The 16,837-nt window shown below is 60.9% G+C and carries 15 protein-coding genes; 11 read left to right on the plus strand and 4 right to left on the minus strand.

Annotated elements, in window-relative coordinates:
- Positions 1 to 57: 57 nt before the first annotated feature.
- The 10 genes from LRO94_RS07490 (at position 58) to pcaC (ending at position 9,786) form a co-directional block, all read left to right on the plus strand.
- Positions 58 to 1,398 (plus strand): MFS transporter, encoded by a 1,341-nt coding sequence (locus LRO94_RS07490; protein ID WP_032891552.1) that lies wholly within the window; start codon positions 58 to 60, stop codon positions 1,396 to 1,398.
- A gap of 191 nt (positions 1,399 to 1,589) precedes the next feature.
- On the plus strand, positions 1,590 to 2,447 hold the full coding sequence (locus tag LRO94_RS07495; protein WP_032891550.1) for a CoA transferase subunit A: 858 nt from the start codon (positions 1,590 to 1,592) through the stop codon (positions 2,445 to 2,447).
- Complete coding sequence (locus LRO94_RS07500; protein WP_032891547.1) at positions 2,447 to 3,226, plus strand: CoA-transferase subunit beta; 780 nt, start codon at positions 2,447 to 2,449, stop codon at positions 3,224 to 3,226. The genes LRO94_RS07495 and LRO94_RS07500 overlap by 1 nt, the downstream gene beginning before the upstream one ends.
- Positions 3,223 to 4,425, plus strand: a complete 1,203-nt coding sequence (gene pcaF, locus LRO94_RS07505) for a 3-oxoadipyl-CoA thiolase (RefSeq protein WP_177326468.1) — start codon at positions 3,223 to 3,225, stop codon at positions 4,423 to 4,425. The genes LRO94_RS07500 and pcaF overlap by 4 nt, the downstream gene beginning before the upstream one ends.
- 17 nt (positions 4,426 to 4,442) lie before the next feature.
- Positions 4,443 to 5,147: a protocatechuate 3,4-dioxygenase subunit beta gene (pcaH, locus tag LRO94_RS07510; protein WP_019817832.1), complete on the plus strand. Its 705-nt coding sequence runs from the start codon at positions 4,443 to 4,445 to the stop codon at positions 5,145 to 5,147.
- Between the two features lies 1 nt (position 5,148).
- On the plus strand, positions 5,149 to 5,715 hold the full coding sequence (gene pcaG / locus LRO94_RS07515; RefSeq protein ID WP_095184039.1) for a protocatechuate 3,4-dioxygenase subunit alpha: 567 nt from the start codon (positions 5,149 to 5,151) through the stop codon (positions 5,713 to 5,715).
- 189 nt (positions 5,716 to 5,904) lie between these two features.
- Positions 5,905 to 7,200, plus strand: coding sequence for an MFS family transporter (locus LRO94_RS07520; RefSeq protein ID WP_032891544.1), 1,296 nt, complete (start codon positions 5,905 to 5,907; stop codon positions 7,198 to 7,200).
- 10 nt (positions 7,201 to 7,210) lie between these two features.
- Complete coding sequence (locus LRO94_RS07525) at positions 7,211 to 8,575, plus strand: 3-carboxy-cis,cis-muconate cycloisomerase (RefSeq protein ID WP_122680237.1); 1,365 nt, start codon at positions 7,211 to 7,213, stop codon at positions 8,573 to 8,575.
- 10 nt (positions 8,576 to 8,585) lie between these two features.
- Positions 8,586 to 9,377: a 3-oxoadipate enol-lactonase gene (pcaD, locus tag LRO94_RS07530; RefSeq protein WP_122764891.1), complete on the plus strand. Its 792-nt coding sequence runs from the start codon at positions 8,586 to 8,588 to the stop codon at positions 9,375 to 9,377.
- A gap of 10 nt (positions 9,378 to 9,387) precedes the next feature.
- Positions 9,388 to 9,786, plus strand: coding sequence for a 4-carboxymuconolactone decarboxylase (gene pcaC / locus LRO94_RS07535; protein WP_032891541.1), 399 nt, complete (start codon positions 9,388 to 9,390; stop codon positions 9,784 to 9,786).
- Between the two features lie 132 nt (positions 9,787 to 9,918).
- Here the strand turns inward: pcaC and LRO94_RS07540 are convergent, their stop codons facing one another.
- From LRO94_RS07540 to LRO94_RS07555, 4 genes are all read right to left on the minus strand, one after another.
- A complete protein-coding gene (locus LRO94_RS07540) occupies positions 9,919 to 10,818 on the minus strand; it encodes a polysaccharide deacetylase family protein (RefSeq protein WP_179179428.1) in 900 nt (299 codons plus the stop codon).
- An 84-nt stretch (positions 10,819 to 10,902) separates the two neighbouring features.
- Positions 10,903 to 12,153, minus strand: a complete 1,251-nt coding sequence (locus LRO94_RS07545; RefSeq protein WP_179179427.1) for an OprD family porin — start codon at positions 12,151 to 12,153, stop codon at positions 10,903 to 10,905.
- Between the two features lie 153 nt (positions 12,154 to 12,306).
- Positions 12,307 to 13,914, minus strand: coding sequence for a J domain-containing protein (locus LRO94_RS07550; RefSeq protein ID WP_179179426.1), 1,608 nt, complete (start codon positions 13,912 to 13,914; stop codon positions 12,307 to 12,309).
- Between the two features lie 10 nt (positions 13,915 to 13,924).
- Complete coding sequence (locus LRO94_RS07555; protein ID WP_122752602.1) at positions 13,925 to 15,622, minus strand: molecular chaperone HscC; 1,698 nt, start codon at positions 15,620 to 15,622, stop codon at positions 13,925 to 13,927.
- A gap of 209 nt (positions 15,623 to 15,831) precedes the next feature.
- Between LRO94_RS07555 and LRO94_RS07560 the strand changes: the two genes are divergently transcribed.
- A complete protein-coding gene (locus LRO94_RS07560) occupies positions 15,832 to 16,779 on the plus strand; it encodes a hypothetical protein (protein WP_032888358.1) in 948 nt (315 codons plus the stop codon).
- The last annotated feature ends 58 nt before the right edge of the window (positions 16,780 to 16,837 follow it).

Here is a 16,837-nt window from a genome sequence, read left to right on the forward strand (position 1 = left end):
CCCAATAATAATGACGACCCCAGGTCGTTGGCCCGCCCTCGGTGTGGAATAAAAATAATGAATCAGCCTTCTGTCGGTACCACGCTGGACGTGCAGTCCTTCATCAACACCCAGCCACTGTCACGCTATCAGTGGCGCGTGGTTATCCTGTGTTTCCTGATTGTCTTCCTTGATGGCCTCGACACCGCCGCCATGGGTTTTATTGCGCCTGCGCTGTCCCAGGACTGGGGCATCGACCGCGCCAGCCTTGGTCCGGTGATGAGCGCCGCGTTGATCGGCATGGTGTTCGGCGCGTTAGGTTCGGGCCCGCTGGCCGACCGTTTCGGTCGTAAAGTCGTGCTGGTCGGCGCGGTTTTGGTGTTTGGCGCGTTCAGCCTGGCTTCGGCCTACAGCAGCAACGTCGACCAGTTGCTGGTGCTGCGTTTCCTCACAGGGCTGGGCCTTGGAGCAGGCATGCCTAATGCCACCACGCTGCTGTCCGAGTACACCCCCGAGCGCCACAAGTCGCTGCTGGTGACCAGCATGTTCTGTGGTTTCAACCTGGGCATGGCCGGTGGCGGGTTTATCTCGGCCAAACTGATCCCGGCGTTCGGCTGGCACGCGTTATTGATGATCGGCGGCATCTTGCCGTTGATCCTGGTGGTGGTGCTGCTGCTCTGGCTGCCGGAGTCGGCGCGTTACTTGGTGGTGCGCAACCGCGGCACCGATAAGGTGCGCAAAACCTTGTCACCCATCGAGCCCAACATCGTCGCCCAGGCCACCGCCTTCAGCGTGCCCGAACAAAAAACCGTCAAGGCCCGCAACGTGTTCGCGGTGATCTTCTCCGGCACTTATAGCGCCGGGACCTTGCTGCTGTGGCTCACCTACTTCATGGGCCTGGTGATCGTGTACTTGCTCACCAGTTGGTTGCCGACGCTGATGCGTGACAGTGGCGCGAGCATGGAGCAGGCCGCGTTTATTGGCGCGTTGTTCCAGTTCGGTGGGGTGTTAAGCGCCGTCGGCGTAGGCTGGGCGATGGACAGGTTCAATCCCCACAAAGTCATCGGCATCTTTTACCTGCTGGCCGGGGTGTTTGCCTACGCGGTAGGTCAGAGCCTGGGCAATATCACCGTGCTGGCGACGTTGGTGCTGATCGCCGGAATGTGCGTCAACGGCGCGCAATCGGCGATGCCGTCCCTGGCGGCGCGCTTTTATCCGACCCAAGGCCGCGCCACCGGCGTGTCGTGGATGCTCGGCATCGGCCGCTTCGGCGCGATCCTCGGCGCCTGGATGGGCGCCACCTTGCTGGGCCTGGGCTGGAACTTTGAGCAGGTGCTCACCGCCCTGGTGATCCCGGCCGCTGTGGCCACGACGGCGGTGGTGATCAAGGGCATGGTCAGCCATGCGGATGCCACCTGAGCTTGGCAGGTTTCTAAGCTGTGAGAGGGCAAGCGCTCTCTCACACCAGAAGATTAGCTAGACAACAATATGTTCGATAATCGAACGCTGAGTCGATTATCGGATTGTTTGGCCCATTTCCCCGGCTTAATCTTCAAGCACTTCGGCGCCACCTCAGCGCCTTTTTCGATCAACACCGGGAGCCCAACCCCATGGCTGAAATTCTCACCCTGCGTGATGCGGTCAAGCGTTTCGTGAACGACGGCGATACCGTCGCTCTCGAAGGCTTCACCCACCTGATCCCTACCGCCGCAGGCCATGAAATCATTCGTCAGGGCAAGAAAGACCTGACGCTGGTGCGTATGACGCCTGACCTGATCTACGACCAGTTGATCGGTGCCGGCTGCGCACGCAAGCTGATTTTCTCCTGGGGCGGCAACCCGGGCGTGGGCTCCCTGCATCGCCTGCGTGACGCGGTCGAGAAGCAATGGCCGCAACCGTTGGAAATCGAAGAACACAGCCACGCCGACCTGGCCAATGCCTACGTCGCCGGCGCCTCTGGCCTGCCGTTCGCGGTACTGCGTGCCTACGCCGGTTCCGACCTGCCCAAAGTCAACCCATTGATCAAAAGCGTGACATGCCCGTTCACCGGCGAAGTGCTGGCGGCGGTGCCGTCGGTGCGTCCGGACATCACGGTGATCCACGCGCAAAAGGCCGACCGCAAAGGCAATGTGCTGCTCTGGGGGATTCTCGGTGTGCAGAAGGAAGCGGCGTTGGCGGCCAAGCGTTGCATCGTCACCGTTGAAGAAATTGTCGACGACCTGAATGCACCGATGAACAGCTGCGTGTTGCCCACCTGGGCCCTGACTGCTGTGTGCCACGTACCCGGCGGCGCGCATCCGTCCTACGCCCACGGTTACAACGAGCGCGACAACCGCTTCTACCAGGCGTGGGATCCGATTGCCCGCGACCGTGGGACGTTTACCGCCTGGATCGACGAATACATCCACGGCACTGCCGATTTCAGTGAATACCAGGCCAAGTTGGCCACCGCGCAGGAGGCCAAGTAATGGCTTACTCGACCAATGAAATGATGACCGTCGCCGCCGCGCGCCGCCTCAAGAACGGCTCGGTGTGCTTTGTCGGCATCGGCCTGCCATCCAAAGCGGCCAACCTGGCGCGCCTGACCTCATCGCCCGATGTGGTGTTGATCTACGAGTCCGGCCCGATTGGTGCCAAGCCCTCGGTACTGCCGCTGTCCATTGGTGATGGCGAACTGGCGGAAACTGCTGACACCGTGGTGCCAACCGGTGAGATTTTTCGCTACTGGCTGCAAGGCGGACGTATCGACGTGGGCTTTCTCGGTGCAGCCCAAGTCGACCGTTTCGGCAACATCAACACCACCGTGGTCGGTGACTATCACCAGCCCAAAGTACGGCTGCCGGGTGCCGGTGGCGCGCCGGAAATCGCCGGCTCCGCCAAGAGCGTGCTGATTATCCTCAAGCAGTCGTCCCGTTCGTTTGTGGACAAGCTGGACTTCATTACCTCAGTCGGCCACGGCGAGGGCGGCGATTCACGTAAACGCCTGGGCCTGCCGGGTGCCGGTCCTGTCGGAATCATTACCGACCTGTGCATCATGGAGCCGGAAGAGGGCACCCATGAATTCGTGGTCACCGCGCTGCACCCTGGCGTGACCCGCGAGCAAGTGGTGGCCGCTACCGGTTGGGCGATTCGCTTTGCCGACCAAGTCAGCACCACCGCCGAGCCGACCGAGGTCGAGTTGACCGCCCTGCGTGATCTCGAAGCCCGCACCGCTGCCGCCCACGGCCAAGCACCGGGAGAAGCCTGATGCGCGACGTATTTATTTGTGATGCCATTCGCACCCCCATCGGCCGCTTTGGCGGTGGCCTGTCCACCGTACGCGCCGATGACCTGGCGGCATTGCCGATCAAGGCGCTGATGGAGCGTAATCCGTCGGTGGACTGGAGCGCGGTGGATGAGGTGTTCCTCGGCTGCGCCAACCAGGCCGGTGAAGACAACCGCAACGTCGCCCGCATGGCGCTGTTGCTGGCGGGTCTGCCGGAAAGCATTCCGGGCGTGACCCTTAACCGTTTGTGCGCCTCGGGCATGGACGCCATTGGCACCGCCTTTCGCGCCATCGCCAGCGGCGAAATGGAGCTGACGATTGCCGGGGGCGTTGAGTCGATGTCCCGTGCGCCGTTCGTGATGGGCAAGGCTGACGCGGCGTTTTCGCGCAACATGAAGCTGGAAGACACCACCATCGGCTGGCGCTTTATCAACCCCTTGATGAAAGCCCAGTACGGCGTGGACGCGATGCCGCAGACCGCCGATAACGTCGCCGATGATTACCAGGTTTCACGTGCTGATCAGGACGCCTTCGCCCTGCGCAGCCAGCAACGCACGGCGGCCGCTCAGGCTGCGGGCTTTTTTGCCGAAGAAATCGTGCCGGTAAGGGTTGCCCATAAAAAAGGCGAAACCGTGGTCGAGCACGATGAGCATCCACGAGACACCACCCTGGAAGCCCTGACCAAACTCAAGCCGGTCAACGGCCCTGACAAGACCGTCACCGCCGGTAATGCTTCAGGTGTGAACGATGGTGCGGCGGCGCTGATTCTGGCGTCCGCCGAAGCGGTCAAGAAACACGGCCTGACGGCGCGTGCCCGCGTGTTGGGCATGGCCAGCGCCGGTGTCGCCCCGCGTGTGATGGGCATCGGTCCGGTGCCAGCGGTGCGCAAGCTGGTGGAACGCCTGGGGTTGGCGGTCACCGACTTTGACGTGATCGAACTCAACGAAGCTTTCGCCAGCCAAGGCCTGGCGGTACTGCGCGAATTGGGTATTGCCGACGACGCGCCCCAGGTCAATCCGAACGGCGGCGCCATCGCCCTCGGTCACCCGTTGGGCATGAGCGGTGCGCGGTTGGTACTGACAGCCTTGCATCAGTTGGAAAAAACCGGTGGCCGTAAAGGCCTGGCGACCATGTGTGTCGGCGTCGGCCAAGGGTTGGCCCTGGCGATTGAACGCATCTAATAAGAGAGGATTGCTCCATGAGTGACAAGCCCGGTTACCGGCGCCCGCAAGCGGGCACCCAACCTGATTACCTGCACCCGGCCTACCAGTCGACGAACTTGCGTTCGCCGTCACAGCCGTTGGTGTTCCTGCCCCATTCCTTGTCGGAAATCACCGGCCCGACCATCGGCGCCGAGCGGATCAACGAGAAAGACAACGACCTCACCGCCCAGCATGAAGGCGAGCCCCAGGGCGAACGCATCATCATCCATGGGCGTGTACTGGACGAAAACGGTTTGCCGGTGCCGGGCATTCTGGTGGAGATCTGGCAGGCCAACGCCGCCGGCCGCTACAACCACAAGCGTGACCTGCACGACGCGCCGCTGGACCCGAACTTCACCGGCACCGGCCGTACCGTCACCGACGCCGATGGCTGGTATCAGTTCCAGACCATCAAGCCCGGCGCTTACCCATGGGGCAATCACCACAACGCGTGGCGCCCGGCGCATATCCACTTTTCGCTGTTCGGCCCCAGCGTGCTGACGCGCTTGGTCACGCAGATGTATTTCCCTGGCGACCCGCTGCTGGAATACGACCCGATCTACAACTGTGTGCCGGACACTTCGGCCAAGCAGCGCCTGATCGCCAGTTTCGACCTGGAAAAAACCATTCCTTCCTATGCCCTCGGCTACCGCTGGGACATCGTCCTGCGCGGCCGCGACGCCACGCCGATGGAGAAATGAGATGAGCCTTTACGCAACCACGTCCCACACCGTCGGGCCGTACTACCACATTGGCCTGACCTGGCTGAACCGCGAAGACCTGACCGTCGCCGCCACCCTTGGTGAGCGCGTGGCGATCAGCGGGCAAGTGGTGGATGGCAACGGTGATGTGGTCAACGACGCCATGCTCGAAGTCTGGCAGGCCAACGCCGCCGGCAAATACGACCACCCGGAAGATGACCAGGACAAGGCCGTCGATCCCAACTTCGAGGGTTTCGGTCGGGTGCCGGTGGACGCCGAAGGACGTTTTCGCTTTACCACCATCAAGCCGGGCAGCGTGCCGGGCCTGAAGGGCACGACCCAGGCGCCGCACTTAGTGGTGCTGGTGTTTGCCCGTGGCTTGGTGAAGCACTTGCTCACACGGATTTATTTTGACGGTGAGGCGTTGAATGGGGATGACGCGTTGCTGGCATGCGTGCCTGCCGAACGTCGTGGCACCTTGATTGCCAAGCAGGATGCTGACGGTGTGTATCAGTGGAATGTGATTTTGCAGGGGACAGATAAGGAGACGGTGTTCTTCGATTACTGAGTCCCTTGTCAGGGAACCATCGGGGGCGAGCCCCTTCCCACATTTAATAGGCGGCGCGCTCAAAATGTGGGAGGGGGCTTGCCCCCGATGAGGCCAGTTCAGGAGATCCCTATCCAAATGTCTGCTTGCGGAACATGGTTGTTGCAAAGTATGTCTAGGCTATAACCGTTCCCACTGAGTGAAAAAATCATGACAACAGCCACCAGTCACTACACCGGAGAAGAGCGCAGCAAACGGATCTTTGCGATTGTCGGTGCCTCCTCCGGCAACCTGGTCGAATGGTTCGACTTCTACGTCTACGCCTTCTGCGCTATCTACTTCGCCCCCGCATTTTTCCCGTCGGACGATCCCACGGTGCAACTGCTCAACACCGCCGGTGTATTCGCCGCCGGGTTCCTGATGCGCCCCATCGGCGGCTGGCTGTTCGGCCGGGTCGCTGACAAGCACGGGCGCAAAAATTCGATGATGATTTCGGTGCTGATGATGTGCGCCGGTTCGTTGGTCATCGCCTTCCTACCTACTTACAAAGACATCGGCGCCTGGGCCCCGGCATTGCTGCTGGTGGCGCGGTTGTTCCAGGGCTTGTCGGTGGGTGGCGAGTACGGCACCACCGCGACCTACATGAGTGAAGTCGCACTCAAAGGCCAGCGCGGCTTCTTCGCCTCGTTCCAGTACGTCACCCTGATCGGCGGGCAACTGCTGGCGGTGTTGGTGGTGGTGATCCTGCAACAGATCCTCACTGAAGAAGAACTGCGCGCCTGGGGCTGGCGGATTCCGTTCGTGATCGGTGCGATTGCGGCGGTGATCTCCCTGTTGCTGCGGCGCACCCTCAAGGAAACCACCAGCAAGGAAACCCGCCAGGACAAGGACGCCGGCAGTGTCGCCGCGCTGTTTCGCAATCACAAAGCGGCCTTCATCACCGTGCTCGGCTACACCGCGGGCGGCTCGCTGATTTTCTACACCTTCACCACCTACATGCAGAAGTACCTGGTGAACACCGCCGGGATGCACGCCAAGACCGCCAGCTACATCATGACCGGCGCGCTGTTTGTGTACATGTGCATGCAGCCGCTGTTCGGCATGCTCTCGGACAAGATCGGCCGACGTAACTCGATGCTCTGGTTCGGCGCCCTCGGTACCCTCTGCACGGTGCCGATCCTGCTGACCCTGAAAACCGTGACAAGCCCGTTCCTGGCCTTTGTACTGATTTCCCTGGCGTTGGCTATCGTGAGTTTCTACACCTCGATCAGCGGCCTGGTGAAAGCGGAAATGTTCCCGCCGCACGTACGTGCCCTGGGTGTGGGCCTGGCTTACGCAGTGGCTAACGCGATCTTCGGTGGCTCGGCGGAATACGTGGCCTTGGGACTCAAATCCATGGGCATGGAAAACACTTTTTATTGGTACGTCACCGGCATGATGGCCGTGGCCTTCCTGTTCAGCTTGCGTCTGCCGAAACAGGCGGAGTACTTGCACCACGATTTGTAAGGGACGTGTTATGACACTGCGCACGAGCAACCAACTGTTCGACGCCTACTTCACCGCTGACAGCATGGCCGAGGTGTTCTGCGACGAGGGGCGCTTGCAGGGCATGCTGGATTTCGAAGCCGGCCTGGCCCGGGCGCAAGCTCAGGTCGGGTTGATCCCGCCGTCGGCCGTCGCACCAATTGCCCAGGCGTGCCTGGCGTCGCTGTATGACATGGACGCCCTCGGCGTGGCGATTGCCTCGGCCGGGAACTCGGCGATTCCATTGGTGAAGGCCTTGGGCAAGTTGATAGCCAGTGAAGATGCCGGCGCCGAGCGCTACGTGCATCTGGGGGCGACGAGCCAGGACGTGATGGACACCGGCCTGGTGCTGCAACTGCGGCGTGCACTGCTGTTGATCGAAACCGACCTGGCCCGCTTGGGCGATGTGCTTGCCGCCCAAGCCCAGCGTTACGCGGTGACGCCGTTGGCCGGGCGCACTTGGTTGCAGCACGCCACGCCGGTCACGCTGGGGATGAAAATCGCCGGTTGGCTGGGCGCTGTGACGCGCAGCCGCCAGCGCTTGGCGGAGTTGAAACCGCGCTTGCTGGTGCTGCAATTTGGCGGCGCCTCCGGAACCCTCGCGGCGTTGGGTGAACAGGCGATGCCCGTGGCCGAGGCCTTGGCGGCCCAGTTACAACTGAGCCTGCCCGAACAGCCCTGGCACACTCAGCGAGATCGTCTGGTGGAGTTCGCCAGCGTGCTGGGCTTGATCGCGGGCAGTCTCGGCAAGCTGGGCCGGGACATCAGCCTGTTGATGCAGACTGAAGCGGCGGAAGTGTTCGAACCGTCGGCGCCTGGCAAGGGCGGCTCGTCCACCATGCCCCATAAACGCAACCCGGTAGGCGCTGCGGTGCTGATCAGTGCGGCTACGCGCGTGCCTGGGTTGGTCTCGACGATGTTCAGCGCCATGCCCCAGGAGCACGAGCGCAGCCTGGGACTGTGGCATGCGGAATGGGAAACCTTGCCGGAGATTTGCCGGTTGGTGTCCGGTGCCTTGCAACAGGCGCTACTGGTGAGCGAAGGGTTGGAAGTCGACCCCGAGCGCATGAAGCAGAACCTCGACCTGACCCAAGGCCTGGTACTGGCCGAAGCCGTCAGCATTGTGCTTGCCCAACGCCTTGGCCGCGAAACCGCGCACCATCTGCTGGAGCAGTGCTGCAAGCGTGCGGTCGCCGAGGGGCGCCATCTGCGCGCGGTATTGGCGGACGAACCGCAGATCACCGCTGAGTTATCTGCGGCCGAACTGGACCGACTGCTCGACCCTGCCCACTATCTGGGCCAAGCCCATACCTGGGTCACGCGTGCTGTCACCGAACATTTTGAACTGACTGCCTGAGGAGGCCCCCATGCCATTTGTACAACTCGCCGAGGGCGACCTGCATTACCAACTGGATGGGCCGGTGGACGCGCCGGTACTGGTGCTGTCCAACTCATTGGGCACCGACCTGCATATGTGGGACATCCAGATCCAGGCCTTCACCGAGCATTTTCGCGTGTTGCGTTTCGATACCCGTGGCCACGGCAAATCCCTGGTTACCGAAGGGCCCTACAGCATCGAGCAACTCGGCCGTGATGTGCTGGCGCTGTTGGACGCACTGGATATTCAACGTGCGCATTTTTGCGGGCTGTCCATGGGTGGCTTGATCGGCCAATGGCTCGGCATCCACGCCGGTGGCCGCCTGAACCGCCTTGTGCTGTGCAACACCGCCGCCAAGATCGGCACGCTGGAGATCTGGAACCCACGCATCGAGATGGTGTTGCGCGATGGCGCGGCGGCGATGGTCGCCTTGCGCGATGCCTCCATTGCACGCTGGTTTACCGCCGACTTTGCAGCGGCGAACCCCCATCAGGCCCAGCAGATCACTGACATGCTCGCGTCCACGTCACCCCAAGGTTACGCGGCCAGCTGCGGCGCCGTGCGTGATGCGGATTTCCGTGAGCAACTGCGCTCGATCAAAGTGCCGACGCTGGTGATTGCGGGCACCGAAGATGCCGTCACACCGCCGGCCGGTAGCCACTTTATCCAGAATCATGTGCAGGGGGCCGAGTACGCTGAGTTCTACGCGGCGCACCTGTCCAACGTTCAGGCCGGCGCTGCATTCAGCGACCGCGTGATTGAATTTTTGCTGGCCCGTTGAGGAGCTGTTTGTGGAAGAGAAACAACGTTATGCCGAGGGCCTGCAAGTACGCCGCGAAGTGCTGGGCGATGCCCATGTCGACCGCAGCCTCAATGCCCTGACCGAGTTCAACAGCGAGTTTCAGGAAATGATCACCCGCCACGCCTGGGGTGATATCTGGACCCGTCCTGGCCTGCCTCGGCACACTCGTAGCCTGATCACGATTGCGATGCTGATCGGCATGAACCGCGCCGAAGAACTCAAGTTGCATCTGCGCGCGGCTGCCAGCAATGGTGTGACCCGTGCCGAGATCAAGGAAGTGCTGATGCAGAGCGCGATCTACTGCGGTATCCCGGCGGCGAATGCCACCTTTCACCTGGCAGAGTCAGTGTGGGATGAATTGGGTGTTGAGTCCCGGCAACCAGAGTAGATTTGAAACGCGGTCGAAATGTGGGAGGGGCTTGCTCCCGATAGCGGTGGTGCAGTCTCAATAACTCTGACTGATCCACCGCCATCGGGAGCAAGCCCCCTCCCACATTTTTGCTCTTCACACGGCTTAAGGTCAGTGGGAGTCGGCGTCCCACACCCAATTCCACACGCCCGGTAAATGCACTTCCTCACTGACAGCCTTCACGGTGCGTGACAGCGCTGCCCGTTCGAGTGCGCCACGGTCGGTGTAGAACGGCTCGGCGGCGGTCTTCGTGCCGGTGACCTGGGCACTGTCCAGCAGGATCTGCAGGTATTCCTGCATATGCCGCGCGGTGTAGCGGTTGATGTCGTGGAAGGTCACCACCACCGGTATCACGCCGTCCACTGTCGGCAGCTCCCCCAGCGCGATGCGTTCGCGCACGACCGACAGTTGTCGATACAGGTTGGCGCGGCGGCGTGGGCTGCCGTTGAAACCCCAGATCTTGCCGTCATTGGCGCTCAAGTCGGTCAGCAGAACGTGCATGCCATGGCGCTGGTAGGCGGCGAAGGTGCGGCGGTCGTAGTTCCAGAACGGCGGACGGACCAATACCGGTGGTGCGCCGGTGATCGAGGCGATATCGGCAGAACCCTGGGCCAGGGTGCTATCCAGTTCGGCGTTGTTCAGCCAGCGGTGGTTGGTATGGAACGCGGTGGCCGTGTGAAACGCCAGAATATGACCGCCCGCGTACTCACGCTCCATGGTCTTGCGACCCCGTGAACTGCCGCCCGAACGGGCCGCTTCGGTCTGTAAAAAAAACACGGCCTTGATTCCCGGCAACACCGGGTTGTGCGCCAGGTCGGCCACCACCGAACGGCTCGGGTTGTTGTAACCCGAGGCGCTGGGGCCGTCATCGAAGGTCAGCAGAAAACGGATCGGCGCTTGTGCTTGCAGGCGCTGTTCGGTCTGGGGCGTCAGGGCGATAGGCGCGCCGATGCAGCCACTGAGGCTCACGGCCAGGGCCAGCACGGCGGATGCGATGGCGAAGGATTTCATGGTGTGCGCGGGCTCGAAAAAGAGGCCGCTGCTGGGCGGATCAGCAGCGGCAGGCGCGCACGATACAGTAAGTGCCGCGCCGGATTACAGCAGACTTATCGGGTAACTGACGATCAACCGGTTTTCGTCAAACTCGTTGTTGCTGTAGTCGCGGCGCATGCTCGAATTGCGCCAGCGCATCGTCAGGTTTTTCAGGCTGCCACTTTGCACGGTGTAGCCCAATTCACTTTCGCGACCCCATTCCTTACCGTCAGTGATGGTGCCTGTGTGTACGTTGCTGCCGCTGATATAGCGGTTCATCAGCGTCAGCCCCGGCACACCGACGGCGGCGAAGTTGTAGTCGTGGCGCAGTTGCCAGGATTTTTCCTGAGCGTTGTCGTAGCTGGAGTTGTAGCTATCGTTGGCCAAGGTGCCGCCGCTGGTGCCGTTGACGCGCATCCAGGCGTTGTTGCCGGTGAGTTTTTGCAGGCCGACATAGAACGTGTTGCCGCCGTACTTGGCGGAGAACAGGCCGGACCAGGTCTTGTTGTCCAAGTCGCCTGCGCGGGCGCTGCCGTCATCCTTGCCGTAGAAGAACCCGAGGTTGGCGCCCAGGGTCCAGTCACCGAGTGGCTGGCTGTGGGTCAGGTTGACGTACTGTTGGCTATAGATGTCCTTGAGCTGGGCATTCCAGAGGCCGACCTGGGTGCGTTTGTCGTTGAACGCGTATTCGCCGCCCTGGAAGTTGAAGCGGTCCGAAGTGAAAGCGGTTTTGCCGACCATCGACATGTCCGACATGCTGCTGTCGTCGCGCGGGCTGTTGGCGCGGAACTGGCCGCCGTACAGTGTCAGGCCGTCGATTTCCTTGGACGTGATCTGCCCGCCGCGCAGGGTTTGCGGCAGGGAACGGCCGTCATCCGAACGCAGGATCGGTAGCACAGGCATCCATTCGCCGACCTTTACTTCGGTCTTCGAAATACGCGCTTTGAACGCAACGCCGAGACGCCCGAATTCATCCGCCGGCCGGCCCTCATGATCCAGCGGCAGCAACTGCGTACCGCCAGTACCGCGCCCGCCATCAAGCTTCAACGAGTACAGCCCCAGCACATCCACACCGAACCCCACCGTGCCTTGGGTGAAGCCGGACTTGGCGTCGAGGATGAAACTCTGCGTCCACTCCTGCGCGCCGCCCTGGCTTTTGGTTGGGTTGGTGAAATTGCGGTTGATAAAGAAATTACGCAGGTTGAGGTTGGCGCTGGCGTCTTCCAGGAAACCGTGTTCTTCGGCGACGACGGGAAGGGCAAGGCTGGCGACAGCGGTGGCCAGTAAAAGCTGGCGAGGACGGAGCGTGCTCATGGCGTTGGACCTGTTGTTATTGGGGTTGTGCAGGTGGCGGCCATGGTGCGGGGCGGTGCGGGAGGGGTTCAATCGGGGGCGGGCGGGTTGTGGGCGATGATCGAACGCAAGTTACCGGGCCTCCCTTTGCGAGGAAGGCGTCGGTTCAATGGTTCAGAGGAAGTAGAGCAGGCTCGTCCACGGGATCTCTGGCAAGTACCTCTGGCAGAGTAGGGTGACCGCTGCCATCACGGCCAGGAAAGCCACCTGCAGCGGACTCCAGTGCGCCCAATGCAAGCCGCTGACCCAAGGGTAAAAGTGCTCGACATACTCATTCACTTTGCCGATACGCCTGCGGTGAAACAGATGTATGCCGATCATTCCCACGTACGTCAGCATGCCCATCACGCCCAGCAGTAAGCCGAACATCAGCAGCATGCCCACTTGAGGAATGCCGTGGCGCAGCACCAGCCAGTGTTGATGAGGGTTGAACCGTGACGGCAGCAGGCGCTTGCTGAGCCACAGGTCCTGGACGATCAGGTGTGATGTCAAGACAGCCCACAACTGAGTGCCACGGATGCCGATAATGGCCGGAGCAAAGGTCAGTATCACCACAATGACGGCGTCGCTGAGCCTATCCATTTTTGTATGTGGGGAAACGGCCAAGGCGGCTGCCAGCGCCAGGCCACCCCATACCCGTATCCAACTTCGATGGGAGACCGGCCTGGGGAGGAATTCTCGCCAAAAAAATACATTGGCCTGGGGAAGCCGCTCAACCAACTGCGGGTAGCGCCAGGCCAGAACTTCGGCCAGATGCTGGCAGGCGTTCCAGGCATTACTGTCGAAGCTCTGCGTCATCTGTTTTTGTTGCGTCGCCGACATTGGCGTGAGCAACAGGCGCGCCGCCATGGCGTCGGCGGATTTCCATGTCGTGTCCCGGGCCTTGTCTTGCAGGTTGGCGTAGAAGCTTTCCTGTTCGCAACGCGACACCAATTCGCGCCACATCCACGCCGGTTCCGGGTATACGCCTTTCTGGTCGTCCCAGCCGAATGCTTGGCACACGCGCTCGAACAGCGGCACGCTCCATTGGGTGTCATGCAACAGGTGCAGGACGATGCGCTGCCACTGCTGTTGCAGGTCGAACACCTGCAGCCAGGGTTGGTCGTTGTACTGCGTGAGCTGGGTGATGAATTCGCGCTCGGTCTTTTGCTCCAGGAGTTCCTGCAGGGTGCGGCGGTAGTCTTGCAGCAGCTCGCCGGTCAGCGCTTCGTATTGCCAGGACGTCATTGCCACCTGCTGCCAGGGGGTCAGCCATTCCAGGTGTTGCGCGGCCCAACCGGCGATGGCGCTGCGTTCGCCCGGTGCTTCGAAGCAATGGCGCAACAGGCCGGCCTGGAACGCATCGGTGCAGCCCTGTCGCTGAGCCTGGGCCCAGCGTTCATCAAGGTTACGCGCGTTGAGGCCATTGAGCAGTGCCTGGGCTGGGGCTGTTGTGAGTGGCTCGAAGGGCGCAGGGCTGACGGGGCTGAGGTCCATCAGTTCGGTCAGGTCATTCAGGTTTCCGTAGACCGCTTCGGCCACGGGCGCCTGGACGTGTTCTTCCTCTTCGTTATCAGCCCGCCAGCGTACTTCACTCAGCGCTTGTTCATAGGCTTCGCGCAGGCGCTGGAAGCCTTTGGCATCGTCATCCGGGCGACAGTTTTTCAGCATCCGCGCATAGCTGCGCTTGATGGCACGTTCGTCGGCGTCTTCCGGCAGTTGCAGCACGCTCCAGCAATCCATGAGTGTGCCCTCAGCGCCAGAACCCATTGTCGAGTTGCTCAAGTTGCCGGGTCAGTTCGCTGCGGGCCTCGCGGATGCGGCGTTCGTCCTGGGTGTCGAGTATCTGCTGGAACTGTGCGGCCCAGTGGCCGAGTTGTTCACGCAGCTCGCCGAGGTTTTCCTGGTAGAGCCGTTCGAGGCGCGCGGTGAGCACGGTGTTGACCTGCTGGTCGCGTGGGTGAACTTTCAGCTGCGCCAGGGCTTGCAGGCGTTGCTGGATTTCCTGCGGGCTAAGCACGCCGGGGTTGTTTTCGATCACCAGCGAGTGCTGCTCGCCGGTCAGGGGGATGCTCACCTGGGCTTCCAGCAGGCCGTTGTTGTCGTAGGTGAAGCGTACGTCCAGCGAGACTTCACCGGCCTTGCGCTTGGGTACCGCGATGTCCAGTTGGCCCAGTTCGATGTTGTCTTTCACCAGGCGGCTTTCGCCCTGGTAGATCTTCAGCAGCACCTGGCTCTGGTTGTCGTGCAGCGTCACCACGCTTTTGACCCGGCTCACCGGTACGCTGCTGTTGCGTTCGATCAACGGCAGGTAATGGCCGCTTTCGATATGGCCGCCGTACTGGTTCGAGGTTTCGATGCCCAGGGTGTAGGGGCACACGTCGGTCAGAACGACTTCTTCAAGCGCAGCGGAACGGGCTTTGAGCGCGGCCTGGATCGCGGCGCCGTGGGCGACCACTTGGTCGGGGTCGAGGCTGATCGACGGGAAGCGCCCGAACAATCCGGCGGCGAGTTTGCGCACCAGCGGCATGCGCGTGGTACCGCCCACCAGCAGGATTTCATCGAGGTCGCTGACGCGAATCCGTGCATCGCGCAGGGCGCGTTCAATCGGTGCGCGCAGGCGTTCCAGCAGCGGTGTGTAGAGCTTGGCCATTTCCTGTTGAGTGATGGTCTGCACCCACTGTTGGCCATCGACCCGCAGAGCGAACTCGGCGCTGTCGTCCTGGCCCAGGGCTTTGCGCACACGTTCGGCTTCGCGGCGCAGGGCCTGCAGTACGCTGTTGGTGGGCGGGAAACCGTCGGCATTCCGCTGGCTGTCGACGAAGTGTTCCAGCAGCAGGGTGTCGAAGTCTTCGCCACCAAGGAAGTTGTCGCCGGCACTGGCACGTACTTCCATTACGCCGTCGAACAGTTCGATGATCGACACGTCAAAGGTGCCGCCGCCTAGGTCGAAGACCAGGAATGACGTCTCTTTATCGCGCTGGTGCAGGCCGTAGGCGAGGGCGGCGGCGGTGGGTTCGTTGATCAGTTTTTCAACATTGAGCCCCGCCAATTCACCGGCGATGCGCGTGGCTTTGCGCTGACCATCGCTGAAGTAGGCGGGCACGCTGATGACGGCTTCGGTGACGGGGTGGCCGTAGGTACGTTCGATATCTTCCTTGATGCTCTTGAGTACCAGCGCCGAGAGTTCTTCGGGGCGGAACGAGCGATCACCCAGACGCACTTCAGTGGCGCTGCCCATGTAGCGCTTGAACAGCGAAGTCGTCAGGTGCGGGTGGGTGTGCAGGCGCTCTTTGGCGGCCTGGCCTACCAGGACACGGCCTTGATCATCCAGCCCGACCACGCTTGGGGTCAACAACTGGCCAAGGGCATTGGGCACCAGTTCAGCGGCATCCCCACGCCAGACGGCCGCGAGGCTGTTGGTGGTTCCCAGGTCGATTCCTACGATCATTACGACAAGCTCCCTCTGTGGTCTGTAAGAATCTGTGACCAATTTTAGCCTGAAAGGTTGTCGGGAAAGCAAGGCGCGCTCAACTCGCCAGCTTCGGAGGTATGGCTGGGGGAGTCTACTGTCAGGGTTGACAGTAGAAGGGCGAGGGGCAAGGGCTTATGTTCAAGGTGGTGGCAGTCGCTTTTTAAGATGCTCAAGGAGAAGAACTCATGAGCTTTGGATCAGATATAGGTAGCTATTTGACGTCTTCCGATAAATTTGAAGCCCACTTGATTATTGAGGGCGAAGAGCCGACCCCGATCAATTTCGACACCTATGAAGTGAGCTATATCGAGGGCTTCCAATTCTTTATTCGCCTGGGGCTTGAGGACAACCCTGGTTCGAAAAACGAATTGACCCTTGAGGCCCGTGAGCTGAAAACAGGCCAGACCTACCCTATCGGCCCACAAGCACCGGGGATCAAAGCGAGCTTTGGCCTGGAAGGCTATGTTGAGTATTTCCCGGCTGATTATTCGGGTTTTCTGACGGTTGAGCGCATTGAGCGTAGCGATGTTGGTAATACAACCCTAAGTCTGCGTTTTTCGATCTATTTCAAACCCGATGGCAAACCAGAGATGGAAGTTAGTTGCCAGACTCTTGAACTTTCAGCCTTTGCGGCAGGGGGGACGCCGGTGGGCGGTACGTTTGAAAAGGCGTCAAAAGGCAGCACTGAGGCAGCGCTTGCACCGATTCCAACGTTTTGTGAGATTGCGGTCAGGGTGAATGGGGGATACGAAGTCATAGATTTGGGGAATATTTACTTTGTCAGATACCCGGACTTGAGCTTCTTCATACAGTGCACGCCACGAAATGGCTCCACGCGCGCAACGCTTGAATTTCGTGGCGATGAATTGAAGGCCTACACCAATTATCCGATCACCGGAATTGATGGCCGGAAGCGTCAGGCAGGCAGTGTTGACACATTTTTTATATTGCGGCCTGAATTCTCAGGTAGCTTTTCTGACCCCACCGGAGAATTTCGAGTTCTGCGTACTCACGATTCCGAAGAAGGATTCTGGTGTCAATGTGAGTTTGAGTTTTCAGTGACTGCGGGTGGCTCAGAATATAAGGTTGAAAGCCTTGTATTCCAGATTCAAGTCAGTGAAGCGAACGCGTGAGACAGACGCCAGATCTCAATGAAACGTTAGGCATAAAAAAACCGCTTCCCGGCAAGGA

The sequence above is a fragment of the Pseudomonas sivasensis genome, from assembly GCF_021391435.1.
Taxonomy (GTDB): domain Bacteria; phylum Pseudomonadota; class Gammaproteobacteria; order Pseudomonadales; family Pseudomonadaceae; genus Aquipseudomonas; species Aquipseudomonas sivasensis.